General features: G+C 66.3%; 18 protein-coding genes. 14 read left to right on the forward strand and 4 right to left on the reverse strand.

The window, feature by feature from the left end:
• Window positions 1–120: 120 nt before the first annotated feature.
• From EGM71_RS08625 to EGM71_RS08635, 3 genes are all read right to left on the reverse strand, one after another.
• Window positions 121–1329, reverse strand: a complete 1209-nt coding sequence (locus EGM71_RS08625; RefSeq protein WP_057500646.1) for an acetyl-CoA C-acyltransferase — start codon at window positions 1327–1329, stop codon at window positions 121–123.
• Between the two features lie 99 nt (window positions 1330–1428).
• The gene (locus EGM71_RS08630) at window positions 1429–3801 is read right to left on the reverse strand and encodes a 3-hydroxyacyl-CoA dehydrogenase/enoyl-CoA hydratase family protein (RefSeq protein WP_188489164.1); all 2373 of its coding nucleotides are present in this window, start codon (window positions 3799–3801) and stop codon (window positions 1429–1431) included.
• Window positions 3802–3840: 39 nt separating this feature from the next.
• Window positions 3841–4494: a TetR/AcrR family transcriptional regulator gene (locus tag EGM71_RS08635; RefSeq protein ID WP_188489166.1), complete on the reverse strand. Its 654-nt coding sequence runs from the start codon at window positions 4492–4494 to the stop codon at window positions 3841–3843.
• 326 nt (window positions 4495–4820) lie between these two features.
• Between EGM71_RS08635 and ndk the strand changes: the two genes are divergently transcribed.
• The 7 genes from ndk to der all read left to right on the forward strand — a co-directional run bounded on the left by ndk (window position 4821) and on the right by der (window position 11451).
• Window positions 4821–5246: a nucleoside-diphosphate kinase gene (ndk, locus tag EGM71_RS08640; RefSeq protein ID WP_008265389.1), complete on the forward strand. Its 426-nt coding sequence runs from the start codon at window positions 4821–4823 to the stop codon at window positions 5244–5246.
• Between the two features lie 10 nt (window positions 5247–5256).
• On the forward strand, window positions 5257–6462 hold the full coding sequence (rlmN, locus tag EGM71_RS08645; protein ID WP_005409296.1) for a 23S rRNA (adenine(2503)-C(2))-methyltransferase RlmN: 1206 nt from the start codon (window positions 5257–5259) through the stop codon (window positions 6460–6462).
• Complete coding sequence (gene pilW / locus EGM71_RS08650) at window positions 6449–7234, forward strand: type IV pilus biogenesis/stability protein PilW (protein ID WP_188489168.1); 786 nt, start codon at window positions 6449–6451, stop codon at window positions 7232–7234. The genes rlmN and pilW overlap by 14 nt, the downstream gene beginning before the upstream one ends.
• Before the next feature lie 18 nt (window positions 7235–7252).
• Window positions 7253–8125 carry a RodZ domain-containing protein gene (locus tag EGM71_RS08655; protein WP_188489170.1) on the forward strand — a complete coding sequence of 291 codons (873 nt, stop codon included), beginning with the start codon at window positions 7253–7255 and terminating at the stop codon, window positions 8123–8125.
• Window positions 8126–8189: 64 nt separating this feature from the next.
• Complete coding sequence (locus EGM71_RS08660) at window positions 8190–8828, forward strand: YfgM family protein (RefSeq protein WP_188489172.1); 639 nt, start codon at window positions 8190–8192, stop codon at window positions 8826–8828.
• Window positions 8828–10036 carry an outer membrane protein assembly factor BamB gene (gene bamB / locus EGM71_RS08665; protein WP_014036904.1) on the forward strand — a complete coding sequence of 403 codons (1209 nt, stop codon included), beginning with the start codon at window positions 8828–8830 and terminating at the stop codon, window positions 10034–10036. The genes EGM71_RS08660 and bamB overlap by 1 nt, the downstream gene beginning before the upstream one ends.
• Before the next feature lie 17 nt (window positions 10037–10053).
• Window positions 10054–11451, forward strand: a complete 1398-nt coding sequence (gene der / locus EGM71_RS08670; protein WP_014036905.1) for a ribosome biogenesis GTPase Der — start codon at window positions 10054–10056, stop codon at window positions 11449–11451.
• 61 nt (window positions 11452–11512) lie between these two features.
• Here the strand turns inward: der and EGM71_RS08675 are convergent, their stop codons facing one another.
• A complete protein-coding gene (locus EGM71_RS08675; protein WP_188489174.1) occupies window positions 11513–12547 on the reverse strand; it encodes an alcohol dehydrogenase catalytic domain-containing protein in 1035 nt (344 codons plus the stop codon).
• 119 nt (window positions 12548–12666) lie between these two features.
• On the opposite strand from EGM71_RS08675, the gene EGM71_RS08680 reads away from it, so the two are divergent.
• The 7 genes from EGM71_RS08680 (at window position 12667) to EGM71_RS08710 (ending at window position 22411) form a co-directional block, all read left to right on the forward strand.
• Window positions 12667–13578 (forward strand): LysR family transcriptional regulator, encoded by a 912-nt coding sequence (locus EGM71_RS08680; RefSeq protein WP_430544083.1) that lies wholly within the window; start codon window positions 12667–12669, stop codon window positions 13576–13578.
• A gap of 60 nt (window positions 13579–13638) precedes the next feature.
• The gene (gene moeB / locus EGM71_RS08685; RefSeq protein WP_188489176.1) at window positions 13639–14775 is read left to right on the forward strand and encodes a molybdopterin-synthase adenylyltransferase MoeB; all 1137 of its coding nucleotides are present in this window, start codon (window positions 13639–13641) and stop codon (window positions 14773–14775) included.
• A gap of 470 nt (window positions 14776–15245) precedes the next feature.
• Complete coding sequence (locus tag EGM71_RS08690) at window positions 15246–17078, forward strand: monovalent cation:proton antiporter-2 (CPA2) family protein (RefSeq protein WP_188489178.1); 1833 nt, start codon at window positions 15246–15248, stop codon at window positions 17076–17078.
• A 164-nt stretch (window positions 17079–17242) separates the two neighbouring features.
• The gene (gene folD / locus EGM71_RS08695) at window positions 17243–18121 is read left to right on the forward strand and encodes a bifunctional methylenetetrahydrofolate dehydrogenase/methenyltetrahydrofolate cyclohydrolase FolD (RefSeq protein WP_005409307.1); all 879 of its coding nucleotides are present in this window, start codon (window positions 17243–17245) and stop codon (window positions 18119–18121) included.
• Window positions 18122–18614: 493 nt separating this feature from the next.
• Window positions 18615–20072, forward strand: a complete 1458-nt coding sequence (guaB, locus tag EGM71_RS08700) for an IMP dehydrogenase (protein WP_075676539.1) — start codon at window positions 18615–18617, stop codon at window positions 20070–20072.
• 104 nt (window positions 20073–20176) lie between these two features.
• Entirely contained in the window at window positions 20177–21742 is a 1566-nt protein-coding gene (gene guaA, locus EGM71_RS08705) for a glutamine-hydrolyzing GMP synthase (protein WP_005413109.1), read from the forward strand.
• A 459-nt stretch (window positions 21743–22201) separates the two neighbouring features.
• Window positions 22202–22411 carry a helix-turn-helix domain-containing protein gene (locus EGM71_RS08710; RefSeq protein ID WP_188489180.1) on the forward strand — a complete coding sequence of 70 codons (210 nt, stop codon included), beginning with the start codon at window positions 22202–22204 and terminating at the stop codon, window positions 22409–22411.
• The last annotated feature ends 49 nt before the right edge of the window (window positions 22412–22460 follow it).

Consider the following 22460-nt stretch of genomic DNA (forward strand, 5'->3'; position numbering starts at 1 on the left):
TGTCAGCGGCATGGATGCCGCTGCCAAGCCCCCAGGGACGGGTTCACGGCGTGTCCCGGGCAGCCTCACCCACCCGGGCCCCACAGCAAACCGAAATGTCCGCCGACAACGCTTTGAACCTTACAGCGCTTCGAAAATACCCGCCGCGCCCATGCCGGTGCCGATGCACATCGTCACCATGCCGTACTTCTGCTGGCGACGACGCAGGCCGTGCAGCAGCGTCGCGGTACGGATCGCGCCGGTCGCACCCAGCGGGTGACCCAGTGCGATCGCGCCGCCCAGCGGGTTGACCTTGCTCGGGTCCAGGCCGCAATCGCGGATCACTGCCAGCGACTGCGCGGCGAATGCTTCGTTCAGTTCAATCCAGTCCAGCTGGTCCTGGGTCAGGCCGGCCTGCTTCAGTGCCTTCGGGATCGCGGCAATCGGGCCGATGCCCATCACTTCCGGGCGCACGCCGGCCACCGAGAAGCTGACGAAACGGGCCAGCGGGGTCAGGCCGTAGTCCTTGATTGCCTGCTCCGAGGCCAGCAGCACGGCACCGGCGCCGTCGCTCATCTGCGAGGAGTTGCCGGCAGTGACGGTGCCGCCGAACTGGCCGTTGCGGAACACCGGGCGCAGCTTGGCCAGGCCTTCGGCCGAGGAATCCGGGCGCGGGCCTTCGTCGGTGTCGGCGATCTTGTTGCGGGTGATGATGCGCTGGCCATCGGCCAGGTCCGGCAGGTGCGAGACGATCTCGTACGGGCTGATCTCGTCCTTGAAGTCACCGTTCTGGATCGCGGCCATGGCCTTCTGGTGCGAGGCGAGGGCGAAGGCGTCCTGGTCTTCGCGCGAGACCTTCCACTCTTCGGCGACCTTCTCGGCGGTGATGCCCATGCCGTAGGCGATGGCAACGTGGTCGTTGTCGAACACACTCGGTGCCATGGCGATCTTGTTGCCCATCATCGGCACCATCGACATCGACTCGGTGCCGCCGGCCAGCATCAGGTCGGCGTTGCCCAGGCGGATCGCGTCGGCGGCTTGCGCCACGGCCTGCAGGCCGGAGGAGCAGAAGCGGTTCACGGTCTGTGCGGCGATGGTGTTGGGCAGGCCAGCCAGCAGCACGCCGATGCGTGCCACGTTCATGCCCTGCTCGGCTTCCGGCATGGCGCAGCCGATGATCGCGTCATCGATGCGGTTGACGTCCACGCCCGGGGCCTGGGCGACGACGCTGCGCAGGACGTGCGCAAGCATGTCATCGGGGCGGGTGTTGCGGAACATGCCCTTGGGCGCCTTGCCGACCGGGGTACGGGTGGCGGCGACGATGTAGGCGTCCTGGATTTGCTTGGTCATTGCAGTGATCTCTCGAATTTTTTAGCCGGAGTGCCGACCAACGGTCGGCACCCACCAGAGGCAGAGGGATGCCGACCAGGGGTCGGCACCCGCCATCAATCAGTTACGCAGCGGCTTGCCGGTCTTCAGCATGTGCGCGATGCGGGCCTGGGTCTTTTCCTGCTGGGCCAGTTCGACGAAGTGCTTGCGCTCCAGGGTCAGCAGCCACTCTTCGTCGACCAGGGTGCCGCGGTCGACCTTGCCGCCGCACAGCACGGTGGCGATGCGCTCGGCGATCTCGTAGTCGTACGGGCTGATGAAGCGGCCTTCCAGCATGTTGACCAGCATCATCTTGAAGGTGGCGATACCCACGTCACCGGCCACCTGGATGCGGCGTGCCGGCAGCGGCGGACGGTAGCCCGCTTCGGCCAGGGCGCGTGCTTCGGCCTTGGCGATGTGCAGGGCTTCGTAGCTGTTGAACACCACCTTGTCGGTGCTGCGCAGCAGGCCCAGTTCCTTGGCGTTGACCGCCGAGTTGGAGACCTTGGCCATCGCCACGGTCTCGAAGGTCTTCTTCAGTTCGGCGAACACGTCACCGCCCGGGCCAGCGGCCTGCGAGGCGCGCACCGCCAGTTCTTTCAGGCCACCACCGGCCGGCAGCAGGCCGACGCCGGCCTCGACCAGGCCGATGTAGCTTTCCAGGAAGGCCACGGTCTTGGCGCTGTGCATCTGGAACTCGCAGCCACCACCCAGCGCCAGGCCGCGCACGGCGGCAACCACCGGCACCAGCGAGTACTTGATGCGCTGGCTGGTGCGCTGGAAGTTGGCCACCATTTCTTCGAACTGGTCGACCTTGCCGGCCTGCAGCAGGCCGAGGGCACCGGCCAGGTCGGCACCGGCGGAGAAGGGTTCCTTCTGCTGCCAGATCACCAGGCCCTGGAAGTCCTTCTCGGCGCGGCTCACGCATTCCTGCAGGCCGTCCAGCACCTGGTCGGACACGGTGTTCATCTTGGTCTTGAAGCTGACCACGGCGATGCCATCACCGTCGTGCCACATGCGCAGGCCGTCGTTCTCGAACACGGTCTCGCCCGGCGCGAACTTTTCGCCCAGCAGCGGATCCGGGAAACGCTGGCGCTGGTACACCGGCAGCGACGAGCGCGGCAGCTTGGCGTTGCGCGACGGGCTGTAGCTGCCTTCGGCGGCATGCACGCCATCGCGGCCATCGAACACCCAGTCCGGCAGCGGGGCGTTGCTCATGCTCTTGCCGGCGACGATGTCATCGGCGATCCACTGCGCGACCTGCTTCCAGCCGGCGGCCTGCCAGGTTTCGAACGGGCCCAGCGACCAGCCGTAGCCCCAGCGGATGGCCAGGTCGACGTCGCGCGCGGTCTCGGCGATGTCGGTCAGGTGGTAGGCGCTGTAGTGGAACAGGTCGCGGAAGGTCGCCCACAGGAACTGCGCCTGCGGGTGCTGGCTTTCGCGCAGCTTGGCGAACTTCTCGGCCGGGTTCCTGATCTTCAGGATCTCGACCACTTCCGGCGCGGCAGCGCGGTCAGCCGGGCGGTAGTCCTGCTTCTCCAGGTCCAGCACCACGATGTCCTTGCCGACCTTGCGGAAGATGCCGGCGCCGGTCTTCTGGCCCAGTGCGCCCTTGGAAATCAGCGCGTCCAGCCACTTCGGCGACTTGAAGAACTCGTGCCACGGGTCGTTCGGCAGGGTATCGCCCATGGTCTTGATGACGTGCGCCATGGTGTCCAGGCCGACCACGTCGGAGGTGCGGTAGGTGGCCGACTTCGGACGACCGACCAGCGGGCCGGTCAGGCCGTCCACTTCATCGAAGCCCAGGCCGAACTGCTGGGTGTGGTGGATGGTCGACAGGATCGAGAACACGCCGATGCGGTTGCCGATGAAGTTCGGGGTGTCCTTGGCGTACACCACGCCCTTGCCCAGGGTGGTGACCAGGAATTCTTCCAGACCTTCCAGCACGGCGGCATCGGTGGTGGTGGCCGGGATCAGCTCGGCCAGGTGCATGTAGCGCGGCGGGTTGAAGAAGTGCACGCCGCAGAAGCGGTGGCGCAGCTGCTCGGGCAGCACGTCGGCCAGCTTGTTGATGCCCAGGCCGGAGGTGTTGGAGGCCAGCACGGCGTGGTCGGCCACGAACGGGGCGATCTTCTTGTACAGGTCCTGCTTCCAGTCCATGCGCTCGGCGATGGCCTCGATGATCAGGTCGCAGTCCTTCAGCTGCTCCAGGCCGGACTCGTAGTTGGCCGGGGTGATGGCTTCGGCCAGCGACTTGCTGGCCAGCGGCGCCGGGCTCAGCTTGCCCAGGTTGGCGATCGCCTTCAGCACGATGCCATCGGCCGGGCCTTCCTTCGCAGGCAGGTCGAACAGCACGGTGTCGACGCCAGCGTTGGTGAGGTGGGCGGCGATCTGGGCACCCATGACGCCGGCACCCAGCACGGCGGCGCGGCGGACTAGCAGGGAATTGGACATGGTGTAGGGCCTTTGTTGGTCAGCAGTTACTGGGTGGAATCAAAGGGAAGCGGGCAGGGCGCTGGCGCGTGCGGCGGCGCGGAACCCGGCTTCGGCGAAATGGATCAGTTCGTGGGCGGCATGGGCACGATGCGCCGCTTCGGTGACACCGGCGGGACGCTTGATCAGCCCGAAGTCGGCCATGGCATAGGTGAGCGAGCCGGCCAGGAAGTCCAGGCGCCAGTACAGCTCTTCCTTGCTCAGGTCGGGCGCGCATTCGGCGATCGCCTTGCCGAACGCACGCAGCACGTGGCCGTAGTGGTCGGACAGGAATTTGCGCAGGTTGTCGTTCTTCTCGGCGTAGGCGCGGGCGATCACGCGCACGAAGGCGCCGCCGTTCTGGCGGTCCTGGGCCAGCGCCAGTGCCGGCTCGACGAAGGCGGCCAGCACCGGGCGCAGCTGCCCGGGGTGTTCGCTGCGGGCGCGTTCGAGCTGCGACAGGCGGGCGCCGGTCATCTCGTCCATGCGGCGGCGGAACACCTCGTTGACCAGGTTTTCCTTGGAGCCGAAGTGGTAGTTGACCGCTGCGATGTTGACGTCGGCCTGGCTCGTCACCTGGCGCAGCGAGGTGCCGGCGAAGCCGTGCTGTGCGAACAGCTCCTCGGCCGCGCCGAGGATCCGGTCCTTGGTCGAGAAGTGGGCGGGTTTGGCCATCGGCGGGCGGACCTTAATCAAACGATTGTTTGATACTAGGACCAGACGGTAGCGTATGGCATTTTGCAGTGCAGCAAAATTGCCCGCAGCGGTCAGAATCCGCTCAGGTGGGTGAATGGGCGCAAAGGGTAGTGCCGGCCGCTGGCCGGCAACCGCGGGCAGCCCATGGGGCACCAGCCTGCCGGCCAGCGGCCGGCACTACCACGCTGCCGCTTTATCTTTTACAATTCGCCTACGTTTATCAGGCTAAGCCCGCGTCCCGACGCGGGTTTTTTTTCATGTTACCCTTCGGGCCATCAGCGGCCCGATTCCATTGGAGACATCCCATGGCGCTGGAGCGCACCCTTTCGATCATCAAGCCGGACGCCGTTGCCAAGAACGTCATCGGCGAAATCTACGCCCGCTTCGAGAAGGCCGGCCTGAAGGTCGTGGCCGCCAAGTACAAGCAGCTGTCGCGCCGTGAAGCCGAAGGCTTCTACGCCGTGCACCGCGAGCGTCCGTTCTTCAACGCGCTGGTCGAGTTCATGATCTCCGGCCCGGTGATGATCCAGGCCCTGGAAGGCGAGAACGCCGTCCTGGCCCACCGCGACCTGCTGGGCGCCACCAACCCGAAGGAAGCCGCTGCGGGCACCATCCGCGCCGACTTCGCCGAATCCATCGATGCCAACGCCGCCCACGGCTCGGACTCGGTCGAGAATGCCGCGATTGAAATCGCCTACTTCTTCGCCGCCACCGAAGTCGTCTCGCGCTGAGAGTAATGCCGTGAACGAGGTCGTACAGTCCCCCGCCATCCAGCCGCTGCCGAAGTCGGCACCCACGGCTGGCAAGCAGAACCTGCTCGACCTCGATCGCGCGGGCCTGGAGAAGTTCTTCGTCGAGGTTCTCGGCGAGAAGAAGTTCCGTGCCCATCAGGTGATGAAGTGGATCCACCATCGCTACGTCACCGATTTCGATGAAATGACCGACCTCGGCAAGGTCCTGCGCGCCAAGCTGCAGGCCCATGCCGAGGTGCTGGTTCCCAACATCGTGTTCGACAAGCCCTCCGCCGACGGCACCCACAAGTGGCTGCTGGCGATGGGCGTGGATGGCAAGAACGCCATCGAGACCGTGTACATCCCGGACAAGACCCGTGGCACGCTGTGCGTGTCCTCGCAGGTCGGTTGCGGCCTGAACTGCACGTTCTGCTCCACCGCCACCCAGGGCTTCAACCGCAACCTGACCACCGCCGAGATCATCGGCCAGGTGTGGGTTGCCGCACGCCACCTGGGCAACGTGCCGCACCAGATGCGCCGCCTCACCAATGTGGTGATGATGGGCATGGGCGAGCCGCTGATGAATTTCGACAACGTCGTGCGCGCCATGAGCGTGATGCGCGACGACCTGGGCTACGGCCTGGCCAACAAGCGCGTGACCCTGTCGACCTCCGGCCTGGTGCCGCAGATCGACCGCCTGTCCGCCGAAAGCGACGTGTCGCTGGCGGTATCGCTGCATGCGCCGAACGACGCGCTGCGCGAGACGCTGGTGCCGCTCAACAAGAAGTACCCGATCGCCGAGCTGATGGCCTCGTGCGCACGTTACCTGCGCGCCAACAAGCGCCGCGAATCGGTCACCTTCGAATACACCCTGATGAAGGGCATCAACGACAAGCCCGAGCATGCCCGCGAGCTGGCCCGCCTGATGCGCCAGTTCGACAACGCGGTGCAGGCCAAGGATTCGGGCAAGGTCAACCTGATTCCCTTCAATCCGTTCCCGGGCACTCGCTACGAGCGTTCGGAAGAAGCGCACATCCGCGCCTTCCAGAAGATCCTGCTCGACAGCAACGTGCTGACCATGGTCCGCCGCACCCGTGGCGACGACATCGACGCCGCCTGTGGCCAGCTCAAGGGCCAGGTGATGGACCGCACCCGCCGCCAGGCGGAGTTCAACAAGACGCTGCAGGCGGGGAAGGGGAGCGATGCCGCGGCCTGACCGCCTCTGGCTGGTTCTGTTCGCAGGCGTGCTGGCCGTTGCGGTCGGCGGCTGCAAATCCCATCCCAAGGCCAAGCTCGGGCCGAGTCAGGCGCCGGTCTATTCGGTGGGTGACCCGGAAAGCGTACGGCGCGAAGTGCGCTGGCGCGACCTGTTGACCCTGGCGACCCGCGACATGCAGGTCGGCAATCTCGACGCCGCCGAGCGCAAGGTGCGCGAAGCGCTGAAGCTGGCGCCCGAGGCGCCCGACGCACTGGTGCTGCAGGCCGGCATCGATGACCGTCGTGGCCGCACCCGCCAGGCAGGCGAGAATTTCCGCAAGGCCGCCGAGCTGGCGCCGCAGCGCGGAGACGTGCTCAACAACTACGGGGCCTGGCTGTGCCAGCAGGGCCAGCCGGCCGAATCGCTGGCCTGGTTCGACCGCGCGCTGCAGGCGCCGGGCTATGCCACTCCGGGCGAGGCGCAGGCCAATGCAGGCAGCTGCGCACTGGACGCGGGCCAGCTCGAACGTGCCGAACGCGACCTGCGTGCGGCCCTCGTCGCGGCGCCGGCCAACCCGGTCGCGCTGGAGTCGATGGCCCAGCTGAGCTTCCGCCAGGGCCGCTACATGGAGGCCCGGGCCTTCGCCGAACGTAGGATTGCGGCTGCACCCGCAACGCGTTCCGTGTTACAACTTGCGTCTCAAATCGAAGCGAGGCTGGGCGATCGGGCGGCATCTGATCGTTATCTGCAGCGGATTCGACAGGAATTTCCGCAGGAAGCGGGCTCCTAACTCCAGGGTTGATGCATTGTGATTGATGACCAGACTGTGAGCGCTCTCGAGACTGCGGCCGGCTGCGGCACCCGCCTGCGCCAGGCCCGCGAAGCGGCCGGACTGACCCTCGAAGATGTCGGCTCGCGCCTGCGCATGCCGGTCCAGGTGGTCAAGTCGCTGGAAGAGGAACAATGGCAGAAGCTGGGGGCGCCGGTGTTCGTGCGCGGCCAGCTGCGCAGCTACGCGCGCCTGCTGGACGTGGACGTGGGCCAGCTGCTTGAACAGGCCCAGGTCGGCCCGGTGGTTCCGCCCACCCTGGTCAGCCATACCCATACCCCGCGTGCGCGCCGCATCGCCGAGAACCTCGGCCGGCGCGTGCTGTATGTCGGCATCACCGCCGTGCTGGCGGTGCCGGTGTGGTTCGCCACCCGTGGCCACTTCGACGGCAGCGCGACCCCCTCGCCGAGCACCGCCTCGCTGGACGTGATCCCGGCCGCCGTGCCGGTCACTCCGTCCGCAGCCGGTAGCGAGACGGCCGCGCCGGCCGAAGCGACCACTGCCCCGGCCAGCAAGCCGGCGGCGACCCCGTACGTGGCCTCGCTGGCCCCGGTGCCGCGTCCGGCGCCGGCCCCGGCGGCTGCCGGCAACGCGCTGGAAATGCAGTTCAGCGGCGACAGCTGGGTCGACATCGGCGGTCCGGACGGCAGCACCGTCGAGAAGGCGCTGATCAAGTCCGGCGAGACCCGCAGCTTCACGCCGGGCCAGGTGACCCGGGTGACCCTGGGCAACGCCTCGGCGGTCCAGGTTCAGCAGAACGGCGCTATCGTCGATCTGACCCCCTACCAGCGAGCCAACGTGGCACGCTTTCAGGTATCCTCTGAAGGCTCCGTAGTCCCGGTTTCGCACTGAGGCGCGGTTTCACCACCTTCGATAATCCCAATGGTCCCTCCCGACGGGCGGGGCGAGAGTACGCATGGCGATCGACGATCTGCTCGACGAGCACGAACAAAGTGAACGCGTCCGCAGCTGGCTGCGGAAGAATGGCGCCAGCATCCTCGGTGGCGTAGTCATCGCCATCGGTGCCATTGCCGGCTGGCAGTGGTACCAGAAGGATCAGGGCGGCAAGCTGGCCTCGGCCAATGTCGAGTACCAGAAGGCCCTGCAGGGCCTGCAGCAGAACAAGCTTGACGACGCCGCCAAGGCGGTCAAGGCGCTCGAAGCCGGCCCGTCCAGCATCTACGGCGACCTCGCGGCGCTGCAGCTGGCCAAGGCCCAGGTCGACGCCGGCAAGAATGAAGAGGCACTGGCGACCCTGCGCAACGTGAAGGTCGAAGGCGACCTGCAGCGCGTGGTCGACCAGCGTGTGGCCCGCCTGCTGGTGGCTACCGGCAAGGGCGACGAGGCGATCAAGCTGCTGGGCAGCGCCACCGACAGCAGCAGCCTGGAAATCCATGGCGATGCGCTGATGGCGCAGGGCAAGCGTGACGACGCCCGGGCACAGTACGAGAAGGCGCTGAAGACGCTGGACGTGGCAGCGCCGCAGCGGCGCCTGCTGGAAACCAAGGTTATGGACGCCGGCGGCACGGTCGCCGCCCCTGCGGAGTCGGTTTGATGAGTCAGAAGGTCATGATCACCCGCGTCGCCACCGTGCTCCTGATGGGCATGGCCCTGACCGGCTGCAGCACCATGAAGGGCTGGTTCGCCGGCAAGGACGCGGCCGCGAAGAAGGCACAGGAACCGGCTGAGCTGGTCAAGTTCGAGCCGACCCTGAAGGTCAGCAAGGCCTGGTCGGTCAACCTCGGCAAGGGCGAGCGCCGCATCGGCGTGCGCCAGGGCCCGGCGGTGGCCAACGGCCACGTGTTCGCTGCGGCGATCACCGGTGGCGTGCACGCCATCGACCTGCAGACCGGCAAGAAGGTCTGGACCTGGGAGCCGAAGAAGGAAAAGAAGAAGGCCAAGCTGCGCCTGTCCGGCGGCCCGGGTGTCGGTGAGAACCTGGTCGTGATCGGCACGCTGGATGGCCAGGTCATCGCGCTGGACATCAATGATGGCAGCGAAAAGTGGCGGGCCCGTGTTCCGGGTGAAGTCATCGCCGCGCCGGCCGTTGCCCAGGGCATGGTCTACGTGCGCAGCAACGACGGCCGCGTGACCGGCTTCGATGCCGGCAACGGCACCCAGAAGTGGTTCAACCCGAGCGAGCTGCCGGCGCTGACCGTGCGTGGCAACGCGCCGGTGGTGACCGGTCCGGGCGTGCTGTTCATCGGCAAGGACGAGGGCGCGGTTGCGGCCCTGGCCCAGCAGGATGGCCGCACGCTGTGGGAACAGAACCTCGGCAACGGCGAAGGCCGCACCGAGCTGGAGCGCATGGCGGACGTCGACGGCGCTCCGGTGCTGGAGGGCAACACCCTCTACGTGAGCAGTTTCAAGAACCAGACCATGGCCATCGAAGGCCCGACCGGTCGCCCGCTGTGGGCGCGCGACCATGGCGGTGCGGGTGGCGTGGCGGTGTCGTCGGGCAATGTGTTCGTCACCGACAACAAGGGCGGCGTGTTCGGCCTGGACAAGGCCAGCGGCGCTGCCATGTGGTCGCAGACCGCACTGGCCCGTCGTTCGCTGACCGGCCCGGCGCTGCACGGCGACTACGTGGTGGTCGGCGACTACAAGGGATACGTGCACTGGTTGCAGGCGTCCGATGGTGCGATGGCGGCACGGGCAAAAAGTGGCGGCGACGCCCTGCTGGCCCAGCCGGTCGTCGCAGACGGGGTGCTGCTGGTGCAGAACGTTGATGGCAAGCTGACCGCCTTCCGGTTGGCAAATTAAAAATTGGAGTAATCGCGATGCTGCCTTTGGTCGCCCTGGTTGGACGGCCGAATGTCGGCAAGTCGACTATTTTCAATGCGCTTACGCGCACCCGTGACGCGCTGGTCCATGACCAGCCCGGCGTCACCCGCGACCGCAACTACGGTGTCTGCCGTCTGGACGAGGACAATCATTTCCTCGTCGTCGACACCGGCGGTATCGCGGAAGAGGAAGAGGGACTGGCAGGGGCTACCACCCGCCAGGCCCGCGCCGCTGCGGCGGAAGCCGACCTGATCCTGTTCGTGGTCGATGCCCGTGAGGGTACCTCGGCGATGGACGACGAGATCCTGGCCTGGCTGCGCAAGCTGTCGCGCCCGACGCTGCTGCTGATCAACAAGATCGACGGTACCGACGAGGACACCGTGCGTTCGGAGTTCGCCCGTTACGGCTTCGGCGAGATGCTGACCGTGTCGGCTGCGCATCGCCAGGGTCTGGACGACCTGCTGGACGAAGTGATCCAGCGCCTGCCGGAAGAAGGCAGCGGCGAAGAGCTGGACAACGATCCGAACCGCATCCGCATCGCCTTCGTCGGCCGCCCGAACGTGGGCAAGTCGACCCTGGTCAACCGCATCCTCGGCGAGGAGCGCATGATCGCCTCCGACGTGCCGGGCACCACCCGCGACTCGATCGCGGTGGATCTGGAGCGTGACGGCCGCGAATACCGCCTGATCGATACCGCCGGCCTGCGCCGTCGTTCGCGCGTGGACGAGGTCGTCGAGAAGTTCTCGGTGGTCAAGACCATGCAGTCGATCGAGCAGTGCCAGGTGGCCGTGCTGATGCTCGACGCCACCGAAGGCGTGACCGACCAGGACGCCACCGTGCTCGGTGCCGTGCTCGACGCCGGCCGCGCGTTGGTGATCGCCATCAACAAGTGGGATGGCCTGACCGAGTACCAGCGCGAGCAGGCCGAAACCATGCTGTCGCTGAAGCTGGGCTTCGTGCCGTGGGCCGAGTCCGTGCGCATCTCGGCCAAGCATGGCTCGGGCCTGCGTGAGCTGTTCCGTGCGGTGCACCGCGCGCACGAATCGGCGAACAAGACCTTCACCACCAGCGAAGTGAACAAGGCGCTGGAAGTGGCTTACGAGACCAACCCGCCGCCGACCATCCGCGGCCACGTCTCCAAGCTGCGTTACGTGCACCCGGCCGGCGCAAATCCGCCGACCTTCATCGTGCACGGCACGCGCCTGAAGGAGCTGCAGGAATCGTACAAGCGCTACCTGGAGAACTTCTTCCGCAAGCGCTTCAAGCTGATCGGCACGCCGGTGAGCTTCATCTTCCGCGAGGGTACCAACCCGTACGAGGGCAAGAAGAACGTCCTCACCGAGCGGCAGGTCAAGGCCAAGCGGCGCTTGATGAAGCACGTCAAGGGCAAGTGATGCAGAAAGAGGCGGCCTGAGGGCCGCCTTTTTCGTTGTGGTGCATGGGCGGCCGCCTTGCTCAGGCGTGGCCCCACGGCAACAGCACGCCACGGAACCTCATCCTTCCTGACGACAGGCGGTCATACGCCTCGGTCGCGCGGTCCAGGTCAAAGGTCTCGACCATCGGCTTCACCTTGCCGGCGGCGGCAAGCTGCAGCACTTCGCTGAGGTAGTGCTGGCCACCATGGGTGGCGCCGATCACGCGCTGGCGCATCATGTGGAACGGCACGCCCTCGGATGAGATCGAGAAGGGCTGGCTGAAGTCCAGGCCGCACAGCACAACGCGCCCGTCGACACGCAGGCCGGTCATCGCTTCTTCGGCCGAGCTGAATTCATTGGTGGTCACCAGCAGTACGTCGGCGCCACCGATGGCCTTCAGCTCCTTGCCATTGGCCACGACCTGGTCGGCGCCCAGCTGCAGGGCGAGCGCATGCTTGTCTGCGGAATGGGTGATGGCGATGGTCTCGAAGCCGCAGGCCTTGGACAGCTGCAGGGCGACGTGGCCCAGTCCACCGATACCCAGTACCGCGATCTTCTCCCGTGGCTGGGGCGCCGCATCGCGCAGCCCGCTCCAGGTGGTGTAGCCGGCACACATCATCGGCGCGGCGTCCACGTAGGAGAGGCCGTCAGGCAGCAGTATCGTGCCTTCGGCAGAGATGGCGATGTACTGTGCGTGTCCACCCTGCGCGGCGAAGCCGGTGGTGCGGGGGGCATCGCAGTTCATCGCGGTCTGCCCGGACAAGGGGCGGCTCTCGCGGCAGTAGGGGCATCGCCCGCACGCGGACTGGACCCATGAGGTGCCCACGCGATCACCCACCCGCCGCGTGTGCACGCCCGCGCCCACTTCCACGACCTCGCCGACCACTTCATGCCCTGGTGTCTGCGGGTAGATGTCGCCGCCATAGCCCTGGGTTGCCCAAACGTCCGTGTAGCACATGCCTGATGCGTGGACCTTGACCAGTACCTGGCCCGGTTCGATCACGGGCATCGGCACGTCCTGTACCTGCCACGGCGCATTCGGCCCGGTCATCACAACCGCTTTCATCGTTTTCATCGTCTTGATCCTGTCCCGGTGGGTGAGCGCCGAGGGCGTGTGCCCGCGGACACCCCGGAGCGTAGAATCGGTTGACTATCAAGACAATCGCTTCAATATTTCACGATATGGTGAGTCGTATTCAACAATCCAGTGGAGGTGATCTGGCCGCCTTCACTGCGTTCCTGGCGGTGGCAGCGCATCGGAGCTTCCGCAGTGCGGCGGCGGAGTTGAACATCACGCCCTCGGCGATCAGTCATGCGATCAAGGCGCTCGAGCAGCGGCTGGGTGCGCGCCTGTTCAATCGCACCACGCGCAGCGTCTCGCTGACCGATGCCGGGGAGCGGCTGGCGGAAAAGCTGCGGCCGGCCATGGCCTCGATCGAGGAGGCCCTGCAGTCCGTGGATTCCGAAGCGGGCACGCCGCGTGGCACGGTCCGCATCAACGCCAGTGAAGGCGCCATACGGCTCGTGCTGAAGCCGGTGCTTGCGCGGTTCCTGCGCCAGTACCCGCAGGTCCACCTGGACATCGTCAGTGACGGCCGGTTGGGCGATATCGTTTCGGAGGGTTTCGATGCGGGTATCCGCCTGACCGAAGCCGTGCCCCAGGACATGGTCGCGATTGCCGTGACCGCCCCCATGCGCTTCGCGGCGGTTGCCTCGCCGGCGTACCTGCAGGCGCGTGGGCGGCCACTGCGGCCGCTGGATCTGCATCAGCACGACTGCATCCGTTTCCGCTTCGAAAGTGGGGCGATCTACCGGTGGGAGTTCGAGCATCAGGGCACCACCGAGCGGGTGAACGTCTCCGGGCCGATCACGCTGACGGACCAGCCGTTGATGGTCGACGCGGCCATTGAAGGTATCGGCATTGCCTTCGTTCCCGAGCATCTGGCACTGGAGCCGTTGGCCGATGGCCGCCTGTTGCGGCTGCTTGAGGACTGGTGTCCTGAATTTCCTGGCCTCTCGCTGTACTACCCAGGCCATCGGCATGTGCCGCCCGGGCTGAAAGCGCTGATCGGTCTTCTTCAGGAACAGCACGGCGGGCGCGGGTAGTTCGGGTAGCGCCGGGCATTGGTCAAGGCAAGGCAGAGCGGCCTGCGCGATAATGCGGCCATGAGCATCCAAGAGATTTCCCCTGCGCAGGCGCGCGAGCGCCAGGCCCATGGCGCCGTGCTGATAGATGTGCGCGAGGCGCACGAACGGGCCGGCGGAATGGCCGAGGGCGCGCGCGGCGTGGCCAAGGGCGAGCTGCAGGCCGACCCGGCCGTGCATCTGCCGCGGCACGACCAGGAAATCCTGCTGATCTGCCAGAGCGGCAAGCGCTCGGCCGATGCCGTGCAGTTCCTGCTGGAGGCCGGCTACACCCGCGTCGCTTCCGTGACGGGCGGCACCGTGGCCTGGCGCGAGCAGTCGCTGCCGCTGGTGCAGCCGCTGGCCAGCGCCGCCGACCGCGATTTCTACGACCGCTATTCGCGCCACCTGCTGCTGCCGCAGGTGGGCGAGGCCGGCCAGCGTATGCTGCAGCAGTCACGCGTGCTGGTGCTGGGTGCCGGCGGCCTGGGCGCCCCGGCCGGGTTCTATCTGGCTGCGGCCGGGGTAGGGCACCTGCGCTTCGCCGACCACGACCGCGTGGAGCGCAGCAACCTGCACCGGCAGATCGTGCATACCGAAGCCAGCGTCGGCCAGCTCAAGGTTGATTCCGCGCGCGAGCGGCTGCTGGCGCTGAACCCGTCGATCGAGGTCGAGGCGGTGCCGGAGCGGGTCACGTCCGAGAACGTGGATGCGCTGTTGGAGGGCGTGGACGTGGTGCTGGACGGCTCGGACAACTTCCCGCTGCGCTACCTGCTCAACGACGCCTGCATCAAGCACGCCACGCCACTGGTGTATGCCGCCATCGAGCGCTTTGACGGCCAGGTAAGCGTGTTTGACGCTGGCCGCCAGCGTGGCGTGGCGCCGTGCTACCGCTGCCTGTTCCCGGAGCCGCCGCCGCCAGAGTTCGCGCCGAACTGCTCCGAGGCCGGCGTGCTGGGTGTGCTGCCAGGTCTGGCCGGTGTGCTGCAGGCCACCGAGGTACTGAAGCTGCTGCTGGGCATCGGCGAGCCGCTGGTCGGCCGCCTGCTGCGCTTCGATGCGCTGGGCATGCGCTTCCGCGAGACCGGCATCCGGCCGGACCCGCTTTGCCCGGTGTGCGCGCCGGGCGTGCCGTTCCCGGGGTATATCGATTACGCCGCGTTTTGCCGGGGCGGGTGAAGCCGGCCGGGGAGTGGATTGGTAGATGCCGACCTTGGTCGGCGCTCTCGTGCCAACCAAGGTTGGCACCTACCGAAGCGGGCGCATGGTTGGCAGCTACCGAAGCGGGCGCATGGTTTCGGGATCCGGCATCCGGCCGGACCCGCACTGCCCGGTGTGTGCGCGGGGTGTGCCGTTCCCGGGGTATATCGATTACGCCGCGTTTTGTCGGGGCGGATGAACCCGGCAGGGGAGTGCGTTGGTAGATGCCGACCTTGGTCGGTGCTTTCGTGCCAACCAAGGTTGGCACCCACCGAAGCGGGTGCAAGGTTGGCACCCACCGACGCGGATGCATGGTTTCGGGATGATGCTGGGGGTCGCTCCTCACATCGTTCCACCTCCAAGACAATCCGGCGCAACATGCGTGCTATTGCCGTCATCGGCATTGCTCTATTGTTGAACCCGATTCTGGATCTTGGGGAAAACACCGCATGGCGGTAGAAGCAGCGACCAGCGAGCTGGTCAAGGTCGTGGCCCTGTTGGGCGCGGCGGTGGTGATGGTGCCCCTGTTCCGCCGGGCCGGCCTGGGCTCGGTGCTGGGCTACTTCGCTGCCGGCCTGGCGATCGGACCGTTCGGGCTGGGCTGGTTCTCCGACCCCCAGGCGATCCTGCATACCGCCGAGCTCGGCGTGGTGATGTTCCTGTTCGTGATCGGCCTGGAGATGCGGCCCTCGCACCTGTGGAGCCTGCGCAAGGAAATCTTCGGGCTGGGCACGCTGCAGATCGTCACCTGTGCGGTGGTGCTGACCAGCATCGCCAAGCTGTTCGGGTTGCCCTGGCAGGTGGCCTTCATCGGCGCCACCGGCTTCGTGCTGACCTCCACCGCGGTGGTGATGCAGCTGCTGGCCGAGCGCGGTGACATCGCGCTGCCGTCGGGGCAGAAGATCGTCTCCATCCTGCTGTTCGAAGACCTGCTGATCGTGCCGTTGCTGGCCTTGGTGGCGTGGATGGGGCCGAGCGCGGGCAGTGCCGATGGCGAGGGTTCGCGCTGGTTGTCGGTGGCGATCGGCGTCGGTGCCATCGTCGGCCTCGTGCTGGTCGGCCGCTTCCTGCTCAACCCGCTGTTCCGCGTGCTGGCCGAATCGAAGGCGCGCGAAGTGATGACCGCCGCCGCGCTGCTGGTGGTGCTGGGTGCAGCGCTGCTGATGCAGCTGTCCGGCCTGTCGATGGCGATGGGCGCGTTCCTGGCCGGTGTGCTGCTGAGCGAGTCGACCTTCCGCCACCAGATCGAGGCGGACATTGAACCGTTCCGCGGCATCCTGCTCGGCCTGTTCTTCCTCAGCGTGGGCATGGCGCTGGACCTGAGCGTGGTGGCCGCGCACTGGCAGCTGATCCTGGGCCTGGTGCTGGCGTTGATGGCGGCCAAGGCGCTGTGCATCTACGTGGTGGCGCGCGTGATGGGTAGCGACCACGCGCAGGCGCTGGACCGTGGCGTGCTGATGGCGCAGGGTGGCGAGTTCGCCTTCGTGCTGTTCTCCGCCGCCGCATCGGCCGGCGTGATTGACCTGGAGATCAATGCCAACTTCACCGCCGTGGTGGTGCTGTCGATGGCGCTGACCCCGCTGGTGGTACTGGTCTACAAGCGCATCGCACCGAAGCCGACGGTGAACATGGACGGCGTGGACGAGGCCGACGGCCTGTCCGGCAGCGTGCTGCTGATCGGCTTCGGTCGCTTCGGCCAGGTTGCCAGCCAGTCGCTGCTGGCGCGCGACGTGGACGTGACCATCATCGACAACGATGTGGAGATGATCCAGAGCGCGGCGCGCTTCGGTTTCAAGATCTATTACGGCGATGGCACGCGACTGGACGTGCTGCATGCTTCGGGCGCGGCCACGGCACGTGCGATTGCAGTGTGCGTGGACAAGGCCGAGGCCGCCGACCGTATCGTTGAACTGGTGGCGCATGAGTTCCCGCAGGCCAAGTTGATGGTGCGCTCGTTCGACCGCGAGCATTCGCTGCGGCTGATCCATGCCGGTGTCGATTTCCAGATACGCGAGACGTTTGAGTCGGCGGTGCTGTTTGGCCAGGCTGCGCTGGTGGAGCTGGGTGCGGATGAGGATGACGCGGTGGAGATTGCCGAGCAGATCCGCCGCCGCGATGCCGAGCGTTTTGAGCTGGAAATTGCCGGTGGTGGTTTGAATGCCGGCGCGCGGATGATCTACGGCAACAGCGCGCAGGGCGTACCGACGCCGACCCCGTTCACCGCACCGAAGCGCGCGAGCAAGACGCTGAACCCGCAGGATGTGCCGGAAGAGGAAGAGTAGCCCCGGTAGTGCCGGCCGCTGGCCGGCAGATACGGAAACGTTCCGACGTCATGAGGTTGCCGGCCAGCGGCCGGCACTACCGGGGCGCGTGTCGACGTGCGGCGGTGGGCGAGGGGGCCTGAATCGGGGACAATAGCGTCCCCGCCGCCCCACGCCCGCTCCCGATGACCGATTCCGCCTCCCAGCTTCCTGCCCGCATCCTTGATGGCCGCCGTATCGCCGAGGACCTGCTCGACAGCCTGAAGGTGCGCGTCGACGCCCGCGTGGCCGCCGGTGGCAGCCGTCCGGGCCTGGCCGTGGTGTTGGTGGGCGGCGACCCGGCCTCGACCGTGTACGTGCGCAACAAGCGCCGCGCCGCCGAGAAGGTCGGCATCGAGGCGCATGACTACGATCTGCCGGCCGGTACCACCGAAGCCGAGCTGCTCGACCTGATCGACCAGCTCAACGCCGATCCGAAGATCAACGGCATCCTGATCCAGCTGCCGCTGCCGGGCATCCCCGACGCGCGCCGCCTGATCCAGCGCATCGACCCGCGCAAGGACGTGGACGGCTTCCACCCGGAAAACGTCGGCCACCTGGCCCTGCGCGAGTTCGGCCTGCGCCCGTGCACCCCGCGTGGCATCACCACGCTGCTGGGCCACACCGACCAGCCGGTGCGCGGCCGCAACGCCACCATCGTGGGCGTGAGCAACCACGTCGGCCGCCCGATGGGCCTGGAGCTGCTGATTGCCGGCTGCACCGTGACCAGCTGCCACAAGTTCACCCCCAAGGACGTGCTGGAACAGGCCGTGCGCAACGCCGACATCCTGGTGGTGGCGGTGGGCCGCCCGGGCATCGTGCCGGGCGAGTGGGTGAAGCCGGGCGCGGTGGTGATCGATGTGGGTATCAACCGGTTGGATGACGGCCGGTTGGTGGGCGATGTTGGGTTTGAAGCGGCGGCCCAGCGGGCCAGCTGGATCACCCCGGTGCCGGGTGGCGTGGGCCCGATGACCGTGGCCACGTTGATGCAGAACACCCTGGAAGCCGCGGAAGCGCTGAGCTGACGTTTTGGGGTGGGTGCCGATCGTTGCTCGGCACAATGCTGGGGCAGGCCGATGACCCGCTCCTGGTAGGTGCCAACCTTGGTTGGCACACATCCATCGGGACCTCCGGCCCATCTGGGGCAACGGTGCCGGACGGATCGTGCCAACCAAGGTTGGCACCTACCAAAGGCAGTTCCAGGACTGGCCCGAGTGATCCTCTTGAGGTGGGTGTCGACCGTTGGTCGGCACAATGCCGGGGCAGGCCGATGACCCGCTCCTGGTAGGTGCCAACCTTGGTTGGCACATCCATCGGGGCCATTAGCCCATCTGGGGTCCAGGTGCCGGACGGGCCGTGCCAACCAAGGTTGGCACCTACCAAAGGCGGTATACCGTCGGCCCCGACGGCCCCCCTGAACCAATCGCCGCCCGCGCGACACTGCGTCGCATCTACCCCCTGCCACAGGGCGCGAAAACAGGGTAAAATGTCGCGCTTCCCCACATCTCGGGTATGCCGATGCTGCGCATCCAGGCTGAAGCACTCACTTACGACGACGTCTCGCTCGTCCCCGCCCATTCGACCATCCTGCCCAAGGACGTCAACCTCGAAACGCGGTTGACTCGCGACCTGAAGCTGAAGCTTCCGATCCTGTCCGCAGCCATGGATACCGTCACCGAAGCCCGCCTGGCCATCGCCATGGCCCAGCTCGGCGGCATGGGCATCATCCACAAGAATCTCAGCCTGGAACAGCAGGCCGCGGAAGTGGCCAAGGTCAAGAAGTTCGAGGCCGGTGTCATCCGCGACCCGATCACCGTCGGCCCGGAAACCACCATCCGCGACGTGCTGGCCCTGACCCAGGCGCACAACATCTCCGGCGTGCCGGTGGTGGGCAGCGACGGCCTGCTGGCCGGCATCGTGACCCACCGCGACATGCGCTTCGAGACCGAGCTGGACGATCCGGTCCGCCACATCATGACCAAGAAGGATCGCCTGATCACGGTCAAGGAAGGCGCCGCGTCTGACGAAGTGCTGCAGCTGCTGCACCGCAACCGCATCGAAAAGGTGCTGGTGGTCAACGATTCGTTCGAACTGCGTGGCCTGATCACCGTCAAGGACATCCAGAAGAACACCGACTTCCCGAACGCTGCCAAGGATCTGTCGACCCGCCTGCTGGTCGGCGCTGCCGTCGGCGTGGGTGGCGATACCGATCGCCGCGTGGAAGCGCTGGTCGCCGCCGGCGTGGACGTGATCGTGGTCGATACCGCGCACGGCCACTCGCAGGGCGTGCTGGACCGCGTCAGCTGGGTCAAGAAGAACTTCCCGCACGTGCAGGTCATCGGTGGCAACATCTGCACCGGAGAAGCGGCACTGGCGCTGCTGGACAGCGGCGCGGACGCAGTGAAGGTCGGCATCGGCCCGGGCTCGATCTGCACCACCCGCGTCGTTGCCGGCGTCGGCGTGCCGCAGGTCACCGCGATTGACCTGGTGGCCGAAGCGCTGCAGGACCGTATCCCGCTGATCGCCGACGGTGGCATCCGCTACTCGGGCGACATCGGCAAGGCGCTGGCTGCCGGTGCCTCGACCATCATGGTCGGCGGCCTGCTGGCCGGTACCGAGGAATCGCCGGGCGAGACCGAGCTGTACCAGGGCCGTTCGTACAAGAGCTACCGCGGCATGGGTTCGCTGGCTGCCATGGAGAAGGGGTCGAAGGACCGCTACTTCCAGGACGCCGCCACCGCCGACAAGCTGGTGCCGGAAGGCATCGAAGGCCGCGTGCCGTACCGCGGCCCGGTGGGCGGCATCATCCACCAGCTGATGGGCGGCCTGCGCGCCACCATGGGCTACGTGGGCTGCGCCACCATCGAAGACATGCGCAGCAAGCCCAAGTTCGTGAAGATCAGCGGCGCCGGCCAGCGTGAGAGTCACGTCCACGACGTGACGATCACCAAAGAGCCGCCGAACTACCGCGCCTGACGCGGGCCGGGCAAAGAGGAACGAGGAAGCTGATTCCCGTTCCTCTTTTTCCATCTGCTGCTGCAAATCTGATTTCGTTTTCCCTACTGCATTGCCAGGGCGCCATGACCAACATCCATAACGACAAGATCCTGATCCTCGATTTCGGCGCGCAGTACACGCAGCTGATCGCACGCCGCATCCGCGAGCTGGGCGTCTACTGCGAAATCTGGGCGTGGGACCACAACCCGGCCGAGATCGCGGCGTTCGGCGCCAAGGGCATCATCCTGTCCGGTGGCCCGGAATCGACCACGCTGCCGGGTGCCCCGGCCGCGCCGCAGGAAGTTTTCGACAGCGGCCTGCCGATCTTCGGCATCTGCTACGGCATGCAGACCCTGGCCGCCCAGCTGGGCGGTGCCACCGAAGCCGCCGACCAGCGCGAATTCGGCCATGCCGAAGTGAACGTGATCAACCCGGATGCACTGTTCAAGGGCCTGAGCGACCACGGCGGCGAGCCGAAGCTGAATGTCTGGATGAGCCACGGCGACCACGTCTCCGTCGCACCGCCGGGCTTCACCATCACCGCCACCACCGACCGCATCCCGGTGGCCGCCATGGCCAACGAAGAAAAGCGCTGGTACGGCGTGCAATTCCACCCGGAAGTGACCCACACCCTGCAGGGCCAGGCGCTGCTGCGCCGCTTCGTGGTGGACGTGTGCGGCTGCCAGACCCTGTGGACCGCGGCCAACATCATCGACGACCAGATCGCCCGCGTGCGCGAACAGGTGGGCGATGACGAAGTGATCCTGGGCCTGTCCGGCGGCGTCGACTCGTCCGTGGTGGCCGCGCTGCTGCACAAGGCCATCGGCGAAAAGCTGACCTGCGTGTTCGTGGATACCGGCCTGCTGCGCTGGCAGGAAGGCGACCAGGTGATGGCGATGTTCGCCGAGCACATGGGCGTGAAGGTGGTGCGCGTGAATGCCGCCGACCGTTACTTTGCTGCGCTGGAAGGCGTGAGCGACCCGGAAGCCAAGCGCAAGATCATCGGCAACCTGTTCGTTGAGATCTTCGACGAAGAGTCGAACAAGCTGAAGAACGCCAAGTGGCTGGCGCAGGGCACCATCTACCCGGACGTGATCGAGTCGGCCGGCAGCAAGACCGGCAAGGCGCATGTGATCAAGAGCCACCACAACGTGGGCGGCCTGCCGGAGCACATGAAGCTGGGCCTGGTGGAGCCGCTGCGCGAGCTGTTCAAGGACGAAGTGCGCCGCCTGGGCGTCGAGCTGGGCCTGCCGCGCACCATGGTCTACCGCCATCCGTTCCCGGGCCCGGGCCTGGGCGTGCGTATCCTGGGCGAAGTGAAGCGCGAGTACGCCGAACTGCTGGCCAAGGCCGATGCCATCTTCATTGATGAGCTGCGCAAGGCCGATCTGTACGACAAGACCAGCCAGGCGTTTGCCGTGTTCCTGCCGGTGAAGTCGGTGGGCGTGGTGGGTGATGCGCGCGCTTATGAGTGGGTGATTGCGCTAAGGGCGGTGGAGACGATCGACTTCATGACGGCGCATTGGGCGCATCTGCCGTATGAGTTCCTGGGGACGGTGAGCAACCGGATCATCAATGAGTTGCGGGGGGTGTCGCGGGTCGTCTATGACATCTCGGGGAAGCCACCGGCTACTATTGAGTGGGAATGAGTTGAAAGAACGAGGGCGCCGAGAGGCGCCCTTGTTGTTTGTGGTGCGTGCCCTGGTGTTCTCTTTTCGAAACTTTTGGCACGTCGCGCTGGATTTGTAGCAAGGTCAGAATCTGCCGGCCACCTCGTACGCATGAGCCTTCAACTGCAGGCTGCCTTCGGATTAGCAATATGCATGGCTGCGGCATCAGTATGCACAGATGCGATATGAAGTATTGACGGGGTGGAAGTCACCAGCAGCAGACGGACCTGGCAAGGCTCAATTCGCTCTGTCGCAGCGCTTGGTCGACCGCCACGCCCGCCAGCAAATCAGCCGTGAACTTGGGCATGAGCGGTTGACGGTGACGTCGATCTATCTGGGAGCTTGAGGTTGGCTAGGCTGATGAATAAATATTATCCCAATGATAGACTTTAGACGATTTAAGACGACTTAAGAACATAATTCCAGAGCGCCATCGACATGAGCACTGAACCATGGGTGACTGCTGATCACGTGGCCCAGCATCTCGGTGTCGCCAAAGACACTGTTTATCGCTGGAGAGAGCGCAAGGGCCTACCAGCGCACCGTGTGGGGCGGCTGTGGAAGTTTCAGTTGTCCGAAGTGGACGAGTGGGTGCGCGCAGGCGGAGCCGACGAAGGTGCCACTGAGTCAGGGAGTGAACACACATGAGCACTACGGCTTTTACCCGCTCATGCAATGGCGCTAGTAGACCATTTGG

The organism is Stenotrophomonas maltophilia, from assembly GCF_006970445.1.
Classification (GTDB): domain Bacteria; phylum Pseudomonadota; class Gammaproteobacteria; order Xanthomonadales; family Xanthomonadaceae; genus Stenotrophomonas; species Stenotrophomonas maltophilia_AU.

What these genes read in the sequence shown, in the direction of transcription:
- pilW (WP_188489168.1), top strand. Translation starts at nt 6,449, where the DNA reads ATGCCGCGGCCTGACCGCCTCTGGCTGGTTCTGTTCGCAGGCGTGCTG.
- EGM71_RS08660 (WP_188489172.1), top strand. Translation starts at nt 8,190, where the DNA reads ATGGCGATCGACGATCTGCTCGACGAGCACGAACAAAGTGAACGCGTC.
- folD (WP_005409307.1), top strand. Translation starts at nt 17,243, where the DNA reads ATGACCGATTCCGCCTCCCAGCTTCCTGCCCGCATCCTTGATGGCCGC.
- der (WP_014036905.1), top strand. Translation starts at nt 10,054, where the DNA reads ATGCTGCCTTTGGTCGCCCTGGTTGGACGGCCGAATGTCGGCAAGTCG.
- ndk (WP_008265389.1), top strand. Translation starts at nt 4,821, where the DNA reads ATGGCGCTGGAGCGCACCCTTTCGATCATCAAGCCGGACGCCGTTGCC.
- guaA (WP_005413109.1), top strand. Translation starts at nt 20,177, where the DNA reads ATGACCAACATCCATAACGACAAGATCCTGATCCTCGATTTCGGCGCG.
- EGM71_RS08635 (WP_188489166.1), bottom strand. Translation starts at nt 4,494, where the DNA reads ATGGCCAAACCCGCCCACTTCTCGACCAAGGACCGGATCCTCGGCGCG.
- guaB (WP_075676539.1), top strand. Translation starts at nt 18,615, where the DNA reads ATGCTGCGCATCCAGGCTGAAGCACTCACTTACGACGACGTCTCGCTC.
- moeB (WP_188489176.1), top strand. Translation starts at nt 13,639, where the DNA reads ATGAGCATCCAAGAGATTTCCCCTGCGCAGGCGCGCGAGCGCCAGGCC.
- EGM71_RS08710 (WP_188489180.1), top strand. Translation starts at nt 22,202, where the DNA reads ATGAGCACTGAACCATGGGTGACTGCTGATCACGTGGCCCAGCATCTC.
- EGM71_RS08675 (WP_188489174.1), bottom strand. Translation starts at nt 12,547, where the DNA reads ATGAAAACGATGAAAGCGGTTGTGATGACCGGGCCGAATGCGCCGTGG.
- EGM71_RS08690 (WP_188489178.1), top strand. Translation starts at nt 15,246, where the DNA reads ATGGCGGTAGAAGCAGCGACCAGCGAGCTGGTCAAGGTCGTGGCCCTG.
- EGM71_RS08630 (WP_188489164.1), bottom strand. Translation starts at nt 3,801, where the DNA reads ATGTCCAATTCCCTGCTAGTCCGCCGCGCCGCCGTGCTGGGTGCCGGC.
- EGM71_RS08625 (WP_057500646.1), bottom strand. Translation starts at nt 1,329, where the DNA reads ATGACCAAGCAAATCCAGGACGCCTACATCGTCGCCGCCACCCGTACC.
- bamB (WP_014036904.1), top strand. Translation starts at nt 8,828, where the DNA reads ATGAGTCAGAAGGTCATGATCACCCGCGTCGCCACCGTGCTCCTGATG.